The organism is Flectobacillus longus (assembly GCF_030056705.1).
In the GTDB taxonomy this organism is placed as follows: Bacteria; Bacteroidota; Bacteroidia; order Cytophagales; family Spirosomataceae; genus Flectobacillus; species Flectobacillus longus.
Genome location: NZ_JASHIC010000021.1, coordinates 96,192 through 114,292 on the forward strand (window position 1 = coordinate 96,192; position 18,101 = coordinate 114,292).

Annotated in this window: 10 protein-coding genes; 1 reads left to right on the forward strand and 9 read right to left on the reverse strand. The window is 35.1% G+C overall.

Annotated features, from left to right (window positions below):
* Position 1 precedes the first annotated feature (1 nt).
* Positions 2–958 carry a ParA family protein gene (locus tag QM491_RS16220; RefSeq protein WP_283328573.1) on the reverse strand — a complete coding sequence of 319 codons (957 nt, stop codon included), beginning with the start codon at positions 956–958 and terminating at the stop codon, positions 2–4.
* Between the two features lie 925 nt (positions 959–1,883).
* Between QM491_RS16220 and QM491_RS16225 the strand changes: the two genes are divergently transcribed.
* Entirely contained in the window at positions 1,884–3,308 is a 1,425-nt protein-coding gene (locus QM491_RS16225) for a replication initiation protein (protein ID WP_283328574.1), read from the forward strand.
* 689 nt (positions 3,309–3,997) lie between these two features.
* Here the strand turns inward: QM491_RS16225 and QM491_RS16230 are convergent.
* The 8 genes from QM491_RS16230 to QM491_RS16265 form a co-directional block, all read right to left on the reverse strand.
* A complete protein-coding gene (locus QM491_RS16230; RefSeq protein ID WP_283328575.1) occupies positions 3,998–5,314 on the reverse strand; it encodes an alkaline phosphatase family protein in 1,317 nt (438 codons plus the stop codon).
* Between the two features lie 100 nt (positions 5,315–5,414).
* The gene (locus tag QM491_RS16235) at positions 5,415–8,639 is read right to left on the reverse strand and encodes a TonB-dependent receptor (protein WP_283328577.1); all 3,225 of its coding nucleotides are present in this window, start codon (positions 8,637–8,639) and stop codon (positions 5,415–5,417) included.
* Between the two features lie 322 nt (positions 8,640–8,961).
* Positions 8,962–11,127, reverse strand: a complete 2,166-nt coding sequence (locus tag QM491_RS16240; RefSeq protein ID WP_283328579.1) for an FUSC family protein — start codon at positions 11,125–11,127, stop codon at positions 8,962–8,964.
* Between the two features lie 121 nt (positions 11,128–11,248).
* Positions 11,249–11,650, reverse strand: coding sequence for a response regulator (locus QM491_RS16245; protein ID WP_283328580.1), 402 nt, complete (start codon positions 11,648–11,650; stop codon positions 11,249–11,251).
* On the reverse strand, positions 11,650–13,407 hold the full coding sequence (locus QM491_RS16250; protein ID WP_283328582.1) for a sensor histidine kinase: 1,758 nt from the start codon (positions 13,405–13,407) through the stop codon (positions 11,650–11,652). The genes QM491_RS16245 and QM491_RS16250 overlap by 1 nt, the downstream gene beginning before the upstream one ends.
* 441 nt (positions 13,408–13,848) lie before the next feature.
* Complete coding sequence (locus tag QM491_RS16255; RefSeq protein ID WP_283328583.1) at positions 13,849–15,555, reverse strand: GAF domain-containing hybrid sensor histidine kinase/response regulator; 1,707 nt, start codon at positions 15,553–15,555, stop codon at positions 13,849–13,851.
* 355 nt (positions 15,556–15,910) lie between these two features.
* The gene (locus tag QM491_RS16260; RefSeq protein ID WP_283328584.1) at positions 15,911–16,621 is read right to left on the reverse strand and encodes a hypothetical protein; all 711 of its coding nucleotides are present in this window, start codon (positions 16,619–16,621) and stop codon (positions 15,911–15,913) included.
* Between the two features lie 118 nt (positions 16,622–16,739).
* A complete protein-coding gene (locus tag QM491_RS16265; RefSeq protein ID WP_283328585.1) occupies positions 16,740–18,092 on the reverse strand; it encodes a glycosyltransferase family 2 protein in 1,353 nt (450 codons plus the stop codon).
* Positions 18,093–18,101 lie beyond the last annotated feature (9 nt).

The following is an 18,101-nucleotide window of genomic DNA, read 5'->3' on the forward strand; positions in this document are numbered from 1 at the left end:
TCTATTTTACCACTTGTAAATACTGTATAAACTCTTCCGAAAACTCACGATACAATTTGGCTGCTTCCGAATTTTCTGCAAATTTGGAGATTGTGCTTTGTTCTATTTGTGCTTTTTGAAAATCTACAAGATGTTTTATTTCGGTACGAAATACCCTAAACTGTGACATACTTTCTCTAACGTGTTCTTTTACGCCATCGTGTACTGAGTTTTTCTTTACCATTGTAAATACGATTCCGTCAATTTCAATGGCAGGATTCCAGCTCGTACGAACTTCCGAGATTCTATCTAAAAGGGTATTCAATCCTTTAACAGCTGATATTTCTGGTTGAAGTGTGATTAAACAACTTTTAGAAGCAATCAACGCTGAAGAAGTAAGAGCATTGAGTGATGGAGGGCAATCTATCAAAATATAATCGTATTGCTCCATCAAGGGTACTAATTTGTTTTTGAGCCTTGAAACTCCTCCCAAAGAAATAATTAATTCGATTTCAGCTTTTGCCAAATCTATATCTGAAGGGCTAAGATCTAGGTTGGGGGCAATATTCATCACTGGCAATTCATCAGTTTTGAGCAAAGCATCTACTACTTGCTTTTCTGGTGTGTCTATTCCTAGTATTTGAGACAAATTACCCTGAGGATCCATATCAATCAATAATACGTTAAATCCTTTTCTGGCTAAGGCCTCACCCAAAGAACCTGTAGTAGTAGTCTTTCCAACGCCTCCTTTGTGATTGATGATTGAAATAACGCGAGCATTCTGATAAAGATTTGGCGAGTATCCGTATTTAGTTAATACAGGTAATAGAGCTGCTAAATGTCTTTCGTTTAGATTTCGCTCTCCAGTGATAGCTTTGGTGAGTGTTCCTTTGGCTAATGCTGATTCCTTTTCTACAGTCGAAACTGAAAGCGCGGGGTTATGTCTTAAGAATTTCAGGACTAATTCTTGGCTTATCATAGGTAAAATCGTTTGTATTATATTTCATACAAATATATCAACAAAGTATCAGTTTTGATACAACTATCTTATAATAATTCTTCTTCCGCTAAACTTATTTTAAAGTAGATAAAAACTACTTTTATGGTGTTAATTGGCAAAAGGTCGACATAAAGGAAAAACTACTTTTATGGTGTCATATATAAATTTTAGAGAATATTTAAAAACTACTTTTATGGTGCTAAATTAGAAACGACTATAAGTTATAAAAACTACTTTTATGGTGTACTTATTTTTTAATAGGGTTATTTAAAAACTACTTTTATGGTGTCAGAGGTACTTATTATAACTTTTTAAAAACTACTTTTATGGTGTTTAGTTGATTTCAACGATTTTCTTAAAAACTACTTTTATGGTGCTTGGGGTGTTTTTAATACTTTCTTTAAAAACTACTTTTATGGTGTCTCCACTTTCAATTCTTTCTCTTACGATTTTTATTCGTGACTAATTTTAGGAGTTTTTTAAACTGAATATTTAAGAAAAAAATTAATAAAAAATCAACAATTCCCTTTGTTGTCTTTTAAATCTTTTATTCTTTTAAATCTTTTAGGGCTCCATAACTATTTGATTTACAGTTTATTATGACCATTAAAAACTACTTTTATGGTGCTTAAAACTACTTTTATGGTGTATTAAAACTACTTTTATGGTGCTTAAAACTACTTTTATGGTGTATTAAAACTACTTTTATGGTGCTTAAAACTACCTGCTTAAATTAAAAGTAGTTTTTGTGATGCTTTTTTTTCAATTCCTCTTATTTTTGTACAATAAAGGACAGAAACCGAAGTCTGTGACAATTTTTTGATTAAGGGTCTTAATAAAAAATTAAGTATTTCATTCTAAGCTGATTAGTATAAATACCGGTTTTCCTAATGTCATAGAAGATATGAAGACAGAGAAAAGAGAGCAAGCTTTGGACAGCGTAACCAAAGACCCTTATCGGATTGTCAAGGGCAATCCTCTAATAGAAGCGCGTTTTGAGTTGACTCCAACTCAAATGAAGCTTTTTATTTATATGTTGTCGTTATTGGACATAAGTAAAGAGAGCTTTGTCCCACTGACGATAACAGTAAAAGATTTTCAGAAGTTTACAGGCGTAGAAGGAGGAAGTTTGTATTCGCACCTGCAACAAGAGATGAAGAAGATGATTGACAAAAAGGTTTATTATAAAGACGATCGCATAGAATTAGATTCGCACCTGATTAGTGGTTATGTTTATTTTAAAAAAGAGGGCTATTTTGTTCTGGAATTTCCTAACCTATTGAAACCTTTTTTATTACAACTCAAAGAAAACTTCACAGTACTAGATATTCGAAATATTTTACGATTAGATAGCTCGTACGCCATGCGTTTTTATGAAATATGTAAAGAAAAAGAACGCATTGGTACATTTGAATTTGAAGTAGACAAACTCAAAAGAATGTTCAACATTGAGCACAAGTACAAAAACTATTTTGATTTTAAAATGAAAGTAGTCGTACAAGCGCAAAATGAATTGATGAAAAATTCGGAATTATATTTTGAGTTTACCGAAATCAAACAAGGGAAAAAAGTCGTCAAATTAAGGTTTGTTGTAAAGAAAAATAAACTGGAGGAAGTAGAAGACCCACTAGTTGATCAAATATCTGCGAGTTTTAAAGAAGCTACTCAAAATCCCTTGCCATTAATTACCCAGTCGATAGAAATACAAGCCAACGAGACACTCAATTTGATATATGATCAAATAAAAGATTTTGGAATTACACAACATACTATTAAAGATTGGCTTGACGAAATATCGGTTGAGCAAATACAATTAGCGATTGACTATCTGAAAAAAGAGCTCATTACTGGTCGAAACATCAAAAATATAGGAGGATATTTGACTACGATGGTAAAAAGTTCAGATCTGATGCAAGCACAGCAACAGGAAGTAAAAAAGAAAGAAGAAGCCAAGCGAATACAAGCTACAAAGAAAGCAGAAGTTCAGAACAAAAATGAGCAACAATACCGAAAAGACAAATTATTAGAAGAATACACCAATGCTAAGCGTCATGAAGCCAATATGATACTGAACCAAAATCCTCAGTTATACTTGAATATTCTTGACAGAATGAGTGCAAATCTGCTAGGGTCAATGCAGTATGATAGCTATCTTCAATTTTGTAACGGACAAATATCAATAGATACCTTTTTAAAATATTTTAATCTGGGAACAGGCTTTTACGGAATTGTTATGAATATATTGGAAGCTGAGTTTCCTGTATTTGGTTATATCAAAGACGAGTATATTCCAAAGGCAAAAGAAATAGGCTTGAGATTGACCTACTAAAATCTTGATTTTTGGAGGGGCTTTGTAGTGTGGAAAGCTAAAATTACTACAAGGATTAAAAAAGGATACTATTCTCTCCCAAATAAACGTGTTTGTGTACCCGGTTATCATTGATTGCTCTCTGCATTGGATGAGTCTGTAAGTGTATGTTAGATGAGTTGGTGAACTACCCGTGGCAAATACTTGGTAGAAGAAAAAACATTTACTTTACAATCAACTAAAGGCAAAAAACAACTCCATCTTCTAGCTCGATCATTTAAGGCTAGAAAGAGAAAAATCCCAAAGAACATTTCTATTGCTTGGGCTCAAGTACAATAACCTAATTTTGAGAATATTAACTGTCTTTAGGGATAGTAAGGGATATAAAAAAAACAATCACTTCTGTATTTATTAACCTCATTACCTGTAGAATCAGCTAGTGAAGCTTAGGAAATATGTCATAGATCAATCATTTGCCCACAGAATAGCAAATATGAGTCATCCCGAATTTTGGTATTTGGCTTATTTCCAATTGTTGATCAAAAAAGCGGTCGAAAAACTAATTTCGACCGCTTTTTTGATACAAGATTTCACTTTAAACGCAAAGCATTGCGTCTCTACTAGTAAAATTCGTATTAATAATAATCACTCATGCGCTCAATCACTAAATTAGGAATGACTCATGTTTGCTCTTACCATTTTAAGTAAACTTATTTTACAACACTTGGATACAAGACGCCATCTAGGTTATTCATAGATAAACCCAATAATTTTGCCACGATTGGAGCAATGTCTTCAAGTCCCATCGTTGGAATTACCACATCGGATTTTATATCAGCACCATAAGCGATAAATCCTGTTTCTATTTCTTTGAAATTAGGGAAATAGCCATGTGTTCCACCTTTGGCTGGTTTTAGGAATGGTTCTTCAAAAGAATCCGAAAATGAAAACCCTTGTTTGGCAGTCAGAGCAAGTGCTGCCTCTGGGTCAGCACCAATGGCTTGATAATCTTCTGGTTTTACAATATCAAATAGCTTTTTTGTACTAGCTGGCAAATCATTCAAAATTTGTTGAACCTGCTTGAGCGTTTGCTGGTCTTTTTTATCTTTCAAATACAAAAATGCCATACCGCCTTGTGGATGGAAAGTCGCTTTCCAATTACCTCTATCTTTTTTCTTTTCCATCAAACCTGCTTTTACGAGCCATGTATTTGGCGAAAGTTGCGCATGAATATCCACAAATCCATGATCACCAACAATCAAAAACGTAGTACTATCTTTGATACCTGCGCGTTCGGCCGCTTCCATGATTTTACCTACGGCACGGTCTGCACCTGCAATGGCTCTTTCAACGCTTGGACCATTGCGACCTTCTTTGTGTTCAAAATGATCTAAATTGAAAATATGTACGGTTGTCAAATTTGGTTTGTATTTTTCCAATACATAAGCAGCCATACGAGCAATATTTTCGTCCATCGTCAGATAATCACTATCCATTGCTTTAGCGGTCAATTTACCCGTTGCTTCACGTTCAATTTCTTCAAACAAACCTTGTGGTTTGGCAAATTTGCGCATTTGAATCAATGGATCTGCCACATTCTTTTCGATTTCTGTTTCTGGAATATTATAGTCTACAGTTTGTGTTCCAACTGTCACTGGCCAGTGAATAGAAGCCGTTTTTAGACCTTTTTTGTGAGCAGCATCCCAGATAGTTTCTGCTTTAATCAAATTGTTTTCCCAGTTCCAACGTCCTGTTTGTCCAGTCGGCTCAAATGGAGTATTATGAAAAATTTTGTGTTTGTTTGGCAAAACTCCTGTCACAATGGTGGTATGTGAGGGATAAGTAACTGTAGGAAATACGCCTCTTACACCGTCTGAAGAAGCACCATTTTGAGCCATTTCATGAAGGTTTGGCGTAGGCCATTGTGCTTGTCTATAAAAATCAGGGCGAAAGCCATCGAGACTAATAACGACTACATATTTAGATTTTTGTGCGAATGTTATTGACACTGACGTAAGCAATAACATAAGGAAAATAGCTTTTTTCATTTTAGAGAATGTAAAGGTAGGATTTGAAAAAAGGCGGTTAAAGTAACAATCTGCTTTAACCGCCTACAAAAGTGATATATTAAAATGCGTATCTTAAACCAAGTTGAATACGCCAAGGAGTACCTCCTGCGGTAGATTGCTTGCGACCAGCGCCACTTTCAACAGTGTAGGTATAGTTTTTGGTTGTTTGATCAAAACCAGTCATCGTTACCAAGTTGATATTACCATGGTTATAGCTTACACCTTGTGTTTTGTCCAAAAGATTCATAAAGTTGAAGCAGTCAGCAGATACCGAAAGAGTTCTACTAAGAATTTTTATATCTTTTGTTAAACGTAAATCAACTGTGTAATAGAATGGGTTGACACCGCCGTTACGCTCTGCAACCTTACCAATATTCTGTCTGATGTAATTTTTGACACTTTCTGTAACTTCTGGGTTATCCAACAATCCTTGAATCCCTTTTCTTATTGGTTCTGGAACACTTGGGTTATTTGGGTCAAAAACAAAAGCTAAATCGTTTGTTAATACAAAGTCTCCATTTAAGCTTTTATTTCCTCCTACCATAAACGAATAGCGTGTGCCACCGACACCGTTTAGAATAGCACCTAATTGAAATCCTTTTACGCTTGGAGTAGCCGCTGAAATAACTAATTTGTCTGAGAATTGGTCATCAGAATATGAAACTGTCTGATCACGAGGGTCGTCTACCACTGGTCTGAATGTAGATGTATTGGCTACACAACAGTTGAAAGAGGTATTATCTTTGGTGTCATTTTTGGTATAACTTACTGATAAATACCCATCTTGTCCGATTTTCATACTCGCATCTAACACAATGGCGTATTGGTCTAACACACCTGTAGACTCTAGTTCTAGCACGCGACCAAGGTTTTTATCTTTTCTACCTTGTGTCCAGTCTGTTGAGCCATTGGCAGGAATAGTGTTAGCAGGAACATAAACACCACGATTTGCCTCATTACTTAATCTAAAATAAGGTTCGTCAACGATGTTTCTGTCATAGTACACATAATTGTTGACTGTTTTTGACCAAAGTAAATTGACACCAGCTCTGAATCTTTCGTTGAAAAATCTGTTGTACGAAAGGTTTACTTTATAAATAGAAGGAACTTGAAAATCTTTGCTTACAGCATTGATGGTAGACACATAACTTGCTCCTGCTGGAATACCAGGCGTAGTAGAAGGGTTGTTACGATACGAAACAAAATCAGGGGAAGGAACACCAGCACCAGAAATGTCAATCGAACCAACCATTGTACCACTATTCTGAATATTATTCAACTGCAAGTATGAAACTGGCTGTGCTGAGAATATCCCACCACCTAATTTAACAATATCTTTTTGGCGACCTTTTACATCCCAAGTCAACTGAAAACGTGGTTGGATATTGTTATAATCTGCTAAAGTATTGTTTGTTTTGATCCCTAAACTTGTTTCAGTTTTAGGATTAGCATCACCTTGACGGAAGAAAATAGTAGCATCATAACGTAAGCCAAACATAGCACTCACGTTTGGAGTTGGGTTAAAATCTACTTGAGCGAATAGCGCTAAATCAAGTAAAGATTGCTTAACGGCTGGATTAACCAAGGGAACTTCTCTAGCATAACGACTTGGTTTTTGGTCAATAAAATCTTGCAAGCTATTGAAGAAAAAGCGACCGTTCATTTCGTTGACAATCGTTGAGTTCAAAAAGGTCAACATGTTGTCAGTACCAAATTTGTAGTTAAAGGCTCCTTTGCGTAAATACGTTGTATTGGCTAATTGGATAGTTTTATCTCTGGTAGTTTCAGTACCAAAACGTTGCCCACCAAACTGTACAGTTCTGGTTTGTGTAGCACTTGGGTTTGTTGCTGTAGGTATTACTGAACGAACGGTAATGATGGCTCTAGGAATATTGGCGCTTGGCAAATCATCATTGACAATATAGTCACGTGCAACAGTTTGATACTGTACTTTCAATTCGTTGGTTACGTCTGGACTTAGTGACGAACGTAGTGAAACTAATGTGCTATTTTCTAGAGACTTAAAGCCAATCCAACTTTCAAGTAAATTGATATTTGAGTTGTCAGAAGTAGAATTTGGGCTCAACCATGTAGTAAGGTTATTGCGAAATGTAAGTTTGTTTTTGTCGTTAATCTGCCAATCTAATCGAGCAAAAAGTGCATTAGCTTCAGTTTGTCTTGAAAAATCCCCATATTGTTGGGTGTTTTTCATACCATATTTTGCCCTTGCTACTTCAATCAACTTATCCAGATTTTCTTTAGTTATACCAAAGTTTTGTTCTTGTGTTTGGTCATAAACTGGCGCAATCTGATAAGGAATCGTTTCTGTCTGGCGGTCATAAGCGACGAAGTAGTGAAGTTTATCTTTTACGATAGCTCCCCCCAATGAAAAACCATATTGCTTTTGGTCAAAAACTGTAGTGCGAGGTGTTCCATTGATATTGTATTCACTTGCCAAAGGGAAAAGCTTATTGCCTACAAAGGTTGCTTGATTAGCACGTTGAAAAAAGAATGCCGAACCTTCAGTTTTATTAGTACCATTTTTGGTAACAGCATTTACCGAACCACCACCTTGACGACCTTGCGTTACATCATAATTGTTGGTAGATACCTGATATTCACGAATGGCTTCTTGAGAGATTGTATATGGACCATTACCAACTGCTCCATTGGTGTACATACTACGAGCATTTACGCCATCCATGGTTACGTTTGTCGAAGAGCTGCGCTGACCGCCAAAACTACCATTTTTACCTTGTAGTGGCGACAACGCCGTTAATGCTGTAAAGTTACGTCCTTCCATAGGTAACTGCTTCATCTGGAGAGATGTCACAGCGATAGCTGCACCAGCACGTTCGGTTTCTTTATTGACAAAGTTGGCACTTACTACCACCTCTTTTAGTTCGGTATTACTTTGTTTGAGTTGTGCATTTACTCTTAATTTGTCACCTTGATTCAAAGCATAGTCTGTGAATTTTGTAGTTTGATACCCTACAAATGAAATGGTAACCGAATACGGCTTACCCAAAGGCAATTGTTGTAGTTGATACTCACCTTGTGCATTGGTGACAGTCCCCGTCTGAAAGCCTGTGGATTCGTTGCGAACCTTCACTGAAACACCTGACATAATTTCGCCACTTTCATCGGTGATTTTTCCTAAAATGGTAGCATCCGTACCTTGTGAAAATGAATTAAATGAGATAAACAGTACAGAAAAAATAAGGAAAGTCTGAAGCTGTTTTACACGGTTTGAGAATTTTTTTAAAATAGTAAACGTGAGCATAAACGCGTATGGGTTTTGTTGAGGCCACAAAAGTATGACGACATTTTATGCTCTTTATACACTTTCTCTAATATGAACAAATTTTCATTTTGGGGTAATCTCAGTTTTAAATACTCTAATTTTTAGCTACTTTCTAGGTATGATTTGATATTGTTCTGATAAAATGTTTTTAATGATTCGTAATAAAATAAAAAATCCCCACCGAAGTGAGGATTCCTATAACAGCGTTAGATATGTTCTGACACCAATCAAATTTCAATAAGTAATAGGTCATCAAACATATTTACGCAGTACGTTTTACAAAATCTATGCCGTTACGACTCTACAATTTAATTTTTATTGTAATCTTCAAAATATCTAAGGCTGCTTTTTGAAGATTGATATACTGTTCAGGAATAAGCAATACCGTTTCTTCGTCGTCACGAACGAGATTTTTGAGCTGAATTAATTGTACTTCTGCCAAATCAATCTCTTCGCCATTAAGGGCTTTTATGGCTAATGATAATATTTTTTCGGTATTATCTCCTACCATTTTTAGGTTATGAAAATCTGGTATTTGGTCAAAATGCTCTTTGACGTAAAGTCCTAAAGTAGCAGTATAAGAAGCAAAAAGGTGATTCAGTACCGAAAACTTATGAACTTCTTTGATACTCGTTTGCTTACTTTTAGGTTCAGAAAACATCCTTTGAAAAGCCGATGCTAAGTTAGCTGTTTTGACATAAACATCTTTTCGAGCCAGCTTATAAGGCAAATAATGAAACTCATTACCCAGATACAAGCCTCTTACCTGTCTAAAGTATTCTAAATTAGCTTCCAGCATTTCGACTAATACCTTTTGAAGCTTTTCTTTTTCCCAAGTCGGAAATAGAAAATAACTCGCAATAAAGGATATGCCACCACCAATAAAGGTATCCATGACTCTTTCTTCGAGTATCGAGATATTCCCCATTCCTAAGAAATTATAGAGAATGAGTATAAATGGAGTCATAAACAATACACTTACAACATAATTTTTTCGTTGAAAGCTGTACGCCCCAAGCATACAAACTAGCAAAATAGCAAATAATACATTTTTGTTATGCTGATATGAAAGAATCAACAAACCAAAAATAGCACCTACAATTGTACCAATTAAGCGATGATAATTGCGCTCTTTGGTAAGACTAAATGCAGGCTTCATAATTACCATAATCGTAAGCAAAATCCAATTGCTGTGCAAAAACTCAAAGGATTGTGCAATGATAAAGCCAACCAACATCACTAATGCAACCCGTAACGAGTGTCTGAAAATTTCGGAATCAAAGGTTAGGTTTTCTCTAAAAATCTTAGGTTCAAATTCTTGGTGAGAAATAAATTGGTCGGTTGCTAAATCACTAGAATTGAGAGTCTTTTTCTTTCTGTTTTTAAAATTTCCTACAATCTTTTTTAATCTCGCAAAGATATTCTTGATGTTGACTTCGATATTTTTCAAAGCGCCAATACTCAGCGCTGTAAACCCGTGCTCTTCGGCGTGTTCCTCCAAATCAAGAACGGCAATATGTAATTCTTGAAGTTTTCTAGGAATAATTGGCGAAAGATGTGGCGTTGTGCCCATTTTGAGATCATACCCTATCTTTTCTAGTTCATCTGCCAAAAGCGTTAGAATATCTTCATACTTTTTAAGAATACCAACGCTATCAAACTGTTTGTGAAGATGCTGATAGTTATAAAAAGTTGACATGATTTGTTCAAACAAATCAATAATATCCACGAAAACTACAACCAAAAAACGACCTTCTTGTGTCGACTCTCGAACTATCTCTCGAGTTTTAAAAAGCATCTCTCTGGTAGCATCTTGCTTTTCATTTACACTTATTTGTGTTTCTATGAGCTTTTTATAATTCTCGTCATAATCTACCCCTTCATGATAAAAAGCCGCCTTAATTTTCATGAACTTAGCTACTTCCACAATCGAATCTCCTAAAGATTGTTGTGCAATGCGATAGGGCATTATGGTGTACAAAGACAAACTAAGCCCTGTGTACCAAAGCCCTCCCATCAGAATATAAACGGGGTGCATCATAATTTCATGAAGCGGACGAATGTCTCCAATGCTTAAGGTCATAACCAATAGTGCCGCCGTACCAATAGCAGCTGCACGAAGACCATACACATAAAACATAGAGAACAAAAAGCTAAATCCTGTAATCATTAATCCCAGAATAGGGATAGAAAGATTGGCAAATCCGACCAATAAGGCTACTAACGAAACAATACCTGTTGTAGTCAGCATAGCATTGCGTCGGTGAACAATAGGTCCAGGTGAATCCACTACGCTGGCACACAAGGCACCCAATGAAATCGTCATGCCGATATTGATTTTGTCAAATTCGAGCATGAGCAGACTTGGAAATAAAACCCCAAAGGTGATACGAAGTCCATCTCCAAAATAGGAGCTTAAGACGAAATGCTTGATTTCGTTAGTAGGTCTTTGTGCACTATTGAGCATGTTATTCAAGATTAAGATTGCTTATTTGTACTAAATTCAGAGGTAGGTTTTAGGCTTTCTGAATATAGAACTATTTTACAAAGAAAAAGGGTATTTTGCTACAAAATACCCTTTTCTTTATTTAATCTTGGAATAACTTGATTTGTTTCAAATTGTCGAACGTTAAGGGCTTTGTGATGAATCCGCTAACTTCTCCAAACCCTTTTGCCCGTTCTATATCGGCTGGATTGATAGACGAGCTAACGACATATATTGGAATATCTTTCTCAAATTTATTTTTGATTTTAGAAAACTCTTCCAAAAACTCCCAACCATCCATCACGGGCATATTGATATCCAATAGTATCAAATCAGGAATCACACCGTCTCCTACAACTAATTCATTGAAATAGTTGAAACCTGCCAATCCATTTTCGAAAATGGTCAAACTCTTACAAAAATTTTTGGAGACCAATAATTTTTTTACCCAAAATCCATAGATGTTGTCGTCATCTATGACACAAATAGTTTCTACAGGCTTCATTAAAATATAATCTTAAATGTTGTACCAATATTTTCTTGACTTTCGACTTCAATTTTACTACCCATCAAATCCAACTGATTTTTGATTAAAAACAATCCAAATCCCTTGCCGCTGGTCTGTTTATGAAAGGTATGATGCATACCAAAAAGCTTGTATTTGTATTTTTCGAGGTCAATACCAATACCATTATCTTCTATCTGTAATACAGTTTTGTTATTTTCAATCCAAGAAGAAAGCGTAATCATCGGACAAACCTCAGGTTTCCGAAATTGAATTGCATTGGAAAGAAGATTAATAAGAATACTTTCCAAATAGGCTGGTATATAGTAGACACTTTCACAACTTGAAAAGTTGCTTTTGATAAGTGCCCCACTGAGAACTAGCTCGCTTTGAATTATACTTTTGACTTTTGTCAGCACATCATCAAAGCAAATTCTAACTTTCGGTTGTTGAACTTGTGATTGAGTAACTAATACTTCATTGAGCTGTGAAATCGTTTCACTGAGTTGTTTAGAGATTTGCTGAACATTGTCCAATAAAAGCTTTCGTTCATATTCAGTATCACATTCTTCAATAAAATTGCTTACCATTTCTAAGTTGCTAGTATGCGATCTTATATTATGTGACACAATATGAGCAAAATTTAGCAATTTTCTGTTTTGTTCATGAATGATTTTTAAAGAATCTTGTAAAAAAAGTTCTTTTTGTTTCTCTTCATCTATATTCTTAATTACTCCACGAACGCCGATTATGTTACCTTGAATATCGAATAGGGGACTTCCTATAACTCTTACCCAAATTTTATTTTGCAAATAAGTCAAAAACTCACAACTTATATCAAATGCTCTTCCCAATGATACAGATTCATCAAATGCCTTGATAAATTTATCTCTGGAAGTTTTAGGATAGTATGATAGCGTTTCTGTCAGACTAGGTGTTTCTAAATTATCTGGAAATTCATGAATAACTTTTGTACTTTCAGACCAATACACTTTTTGTGTTTTGAGATCAACCTCCCAAGCACCAATTCTTGCCAATTTGGCAGATTCATTCAGAAGAAATTCGTTTTTCAGCAAAGAACTTCTATAATTGACCGTTTCGGTTATATCAATTATAGAGCCTGCCATTTTGATGGGTTTTCCATCTTTATCCCACATTGCCTGTCCAGATGTCTGAAACCATTTATATTCTCCTGAGCGACAAAGCAACCTAATTTCTGTTTTATAAGGCTTGTGTTCATAAAGATGCTCCCATATAAGCTGCTCTACTTTTGCTTTATCATCTTTATGCAAAAGTGTATTGAAAAAAGTATTAAAAGACGTACGGATTTCATCATCTTGATATCCAAGTAATTCATAGAATTTACTGGACCACCAGATTGTGTCAAATTGCAAATCCCAGTCCCATATTCCCGCTTCTATTCCATTAATAATTAACTCAAACTCTGCTTTATGAACGGGAGGCTGCGGTAACTTACTGGGATTTTCAATCAAATAAGAAATGTGTGTGAATGTTCCCTTTAACAAAAGGGCATATTCGTACTTGTCTCTCAGTTCTACATATCCATTAATTTGAAAAAACTGAAAATTACCTTCAGCGTTATAGAGCCGTATTTTTTGCTCAAAATAATTTTCATTCTTTGTTAACTCCTTTACAGTATCGAAATCTAACCATTTTGCATCAAATGAAAACAAATGGCTTTTCAATGTATCTAAATTGTTAATTGTTTGGGAAGGCAGTGATAATATCGCATTCACATTATCTGAAATAGAAAACGTATTGCTCGTCAAATCCCATGCCCAAAAGTTAGGAATATCGAGATATCCCTCCCGATTCCAAGACTCTCGGATAGTTTTCATAACACAGTGTGGTTTTACTCAAATCAAAAATTCAATTGTGTCCTTTTTGGGGATTTATCAGTAGTGGAAAGGATTTACTTTATGGTTGAAGTAAAGTAAAGGGAGCATATATTTATTGATAAGTCCCTGATTCAGAGACTATAATAGAGTTCCGGGTAGACGATTTGTCTTAAAATTGGCGTACATGAAAAAGCAAAATAATTTTGCTAGCTATGTATCATAACGGTGCTTGTTAGAAGAGCATCAGATTTATTTTGTAGAAACTAACGAAATTCATAATACATCTCGAAAAACAGATTACGAATTTCGTTAAATATATAAATTTTACCAAAGATACAACTATGTATTGATTATATGGTCATTTTGATATCTAAGATGTTTTGCCAATAACAAATATAGCTCGTCTGCTGTGTGTGGTTTCAGAAGATAATCGTTCATACCTACAGCCAAGGCCTCTTTGATAGTTTCGGCATTATTATCAGCCGAACTTGCAATAATGGTCAAATTACTATCGATTTTACGAATTTCTTTGGTCAGCTCAAATCCGTTAAGTTCTGGCATTTGTAAATCTATAATAGCTAAATCATAATACTTATCCGAATTTATCAATTTCAATGCTTCGTATGGAGATACACAGGTATCAACTTGGATACCTTTTTTCAACAAATTTCTTGCAATAATTTTTAAGTTTATTTCATTGTCATCTACAGCCAAAATATTACATCCTTTAAAGTCAAAATCGTTTAATGCCTTGATAGAATAATTTTGGTCTTCTGCTATTTTGAAATTAATAGTAAAATAAAAATTTGAGCCTTCGTTTAGGGTACTATCAACATGTATTTCGCTATTGAACAATAACAAAATCTTTTTGATAATGGCAAGACCAAGACCAGTACCCCCAAACTGACGTGTTGTTATAATTGACGCCTGTGCAAACTCATCAAATATTTTAGGCAGAGATTCTTCCGAAATTCCAATTCCATTATCAATTACCTCAAATTTGACTTCAACATGCGACTGTGTTCTATTCACAACTCTTGCTTTCAGAGTAATTTGGCCATTTTTTGTAAATTTTACCGCATTAGAGACCAAGTTATTAATTACTTGAACCAAACGTGTAGGGTCGCCCTCCAAAAATGCAGGAATATTTGAATCTAAATCTATTTGTAGTGTATTACCTTTTTCTTTAGAGCGATGCCAATTTATTTCTACGATGTTATTGAGCAAATCAACAAGATTAAAAGAAATTTGTTCGATTTGTACTTTTTGAGCTTCAAGCTTACTATAATCTAGGATATCGTTAATAATAGATAAGAGTGTTTCGCCTGTAAATTTAAGTACTTTCAACGGAGCCTCCTGCTCTTTGCGTGGTTGTTCCTCCAAAAGCAAATGAATATTACCAAGAATTGAGTGCAAAGGAGTTCTTATTTCGTGGCTCATCATCGAAAGAAAAACAGATTTGGCCTTAAGCGCTTCCTCCAAATGAAGTTTTGCTTGCTCTAGTTCTCTATTTTTTATTTCTAAATCTTCTTTGATTTTTTCTAACTGAATTGTTTTCTTACGAAGTTCAAACTGATTTGTTACTTGATTAGCCAATGCTTTTAAGGCTTCAATTTGGTCATCGGCTAGTGAGCGGGGCTTATTATCAATTACACAGAGTGTTCCTAGTGCATATCCTTTGGACGTTACAAGAGGAATACCAGCATAAAACTGCATACCAGGTTCATTGACAACAAAAGGGTTGTCAAAAAATCTATCATCTTCTAAAGCATTTTCAATAATAAAAGGCTCATCGGGATTTAAAATTGTATGCCCACAAAAGGAAACTTCTCTAGGCGTTTCGACCGTATCAATTCCTTTTACAGACTTAAACCACTGTCTATCCTTATCAATTAGGCTGATAAGGCTTATCGGAGTTTGACAAATCTCTTGAGCAATTTGAGTGATAGAGTCATAATCTCTTTCGGGTAATGTATCAAGAATATAATAACTCTTTAGCGCTTCTAATCGCTCCGATTCGTTACTTGGTAAGAGTGGTTTTTTCATAAGTAGTTTGTTACGTAATATTTGAGGTAATGTACCCAACAATATCTTTGTATGTGAACAAAGACCCCTATTGCCTAACCCACTCGGAATAGGTTACGGCTATCTGGTATTCAGAAATTTACGGTGTTTCGCTATTGGCGATAAACGAAACATACTACTTAGGGCTTGCAGATTTATAGTTTTAATAAAAGTGCCATTACAAAGGTAATTTGAGCACGATACAAATTAATTTACTATAGGATACGCTCTTGGTACGTCAAGAGTTCATCAAAGACACATATACAAGAGAGTAAAAATACATATTTTATTTAAACTAATAAAACTATAGTTAGTTGATGAATATATTTTATGAATATCACAAAACAAACTGAGTATTTCCTCTTACATTGACACGTACAGTTAGCAGACCTGAAGATATCTTCGCAATGGTAGTTCCTTTTAGGTAACGTGGCCGAAACACTGCTCCATATTTGATGTCCTCTTTGTAAATATTAGTAGTAGATTCGGTTAATGTAGTAGATAGTACCCTAATGCTCAGAATTTGACCATTATCATCAACCGTTATTTTAAAAACAATTTTACCCACTTCACTCGTTTTGTCTGTCAACAAAGGTTTTTGAGCCAGATAAAAATGGTCAAGACCATATTCAAAGCCTTCACCTCGCTGAGCCCCATAATTTGGCACAAATGCTTTAGGTTCGGGACTATAGCCATATTTGTCAGAAATAGAGCTAGGAAGTTTTGCTTTAGGAGCTTTGTAAGGGCTTTTTTTAGAGTAGGAGGTTTCAGCACCTGAAGTATTTTTATTTTCTCTATTGGGTGCTGCTGGGCCAGATGCTTCTCTAATCTTTTTGTTATTAGCAGTAATATGTACCTGTGGAGTTTCGTCTAAATCATTTTCGGCAAGCGCAAATCTAATTTTTTGGTAGGTTGATATTTTAGTATTTTCGTCCCAAACAGATAGCTTTACAGAGGTGTATGAGAGAATAGCACCAACGGCAATTGTCCACCAAAATGCCACTTGCTTATTCTTCTGTTCTTCTAGTTCTTCTTGATATGTTTTCATGGGTCAAGGTATTTATATTCTACAAATTTATAAAATCACATCAAGAATATAAAAGATAAGGGGTTGAATAATAGCTTTTAAAGCCATATTCAACCCCTTATTAGTGAATTATATTTTATCAAGTTTTTTTTGGGGTGGCTGCATTTGTATAACCTGTTCGAGTCATTTCGCCCCAAGAATGTGTTTTCTTAAAAAACAGATCATAATTGCCTTTTATAGCCCAATATACCGTGAGAGGATGATAAATAAAAGGCTCTAAGATAGCTGTGATAAAAAGCCGTCCAATCTCTTTAGGTTCTGAATAACGATTAAAGAAAGTTTCTTGAGCCTGAATTGCCAATATTGAAAAAAATAAAGACATCGAGAATACTAATCCAAGCATAGCCATAAAAAAATAAATATTTATATAGCCCAACACAATCATTATTAAAGTAAAAATCAATCCAAAAGCCTCTATAAATGGCCCAAACCATTCTGCAATTAGCCAATATGGAAAGCTTAACAAACCAATTATTCCATATTTTTTTCGTCCGATCATATCACGGTGTAGCATCAGACATTCGGCAGTACCTCGTGCCCATCTATTGCGTTGGCGTGATAGAATGGTTTTTGTGACGGGAGCTTCTGTCCAACAAAGAGGAGTTGGAACGTATGCTACCTCGTAGGGTATTTTTTTATTAAGCATAAGTTTATGTAAACGAATGACCAATTCCATATCCTCTCCAACGGTTTTCTTATTATAGCCTCCTACCTCAATAACACGTTCTCTATGGAAAATACCAAAAGCACCCGAAATAAGCAAAAGGCCATTGATTGAACTCCAAGCCGTACGCCCCAAAAGAAATGCTCTGAAATATTCAATAAGCTGAATTCTTGGTAAAAATTTATTGGGAATTTGAAGTTTTACCATGTGACCATGATATACCTCTGCATCGTTGTTGAGCCACACAATTCCACCCACAGCTACTACTTCTTTGTGGCTATTAATAACAGGATAAATAAGATGCTCGAATGCGTTTTCTTCTAGTAAGCAATCAACATCTACACAAGCAAAGTAGTCTGAGTATGAAACATTGATACCCGCATTAAGAGCGTCAGCTTTGCCCCCATTGGCTTTATCTACGACAATAAGCTTCTTGAAAGCTTTATTTTTTGATTTGTAAATAGCTTTGATTTCATTACATGGTAAGCGATACTCAAAATAATAATCAACCTTTTCTAAATCATAAAATTTGATAGCTTTTTCGAGGGTATCATCTTTACTACCATCGTTTACAATTATCAAAGTTAAATTATTATAACCCAATGATAATAAGGAGCGAATATTCTCAACAATGGTGACTCCCTCATTATACGCAGGTGCTACAACCGAGATTGAAGGGAGATAGGGATTTTGGCGAAAAGCATTAAAATCAATATTTAAGTTTGCTTGTTTGTGATGTTTGAGCACTTTCCATGACCTAACGCTCATGAGTATGTA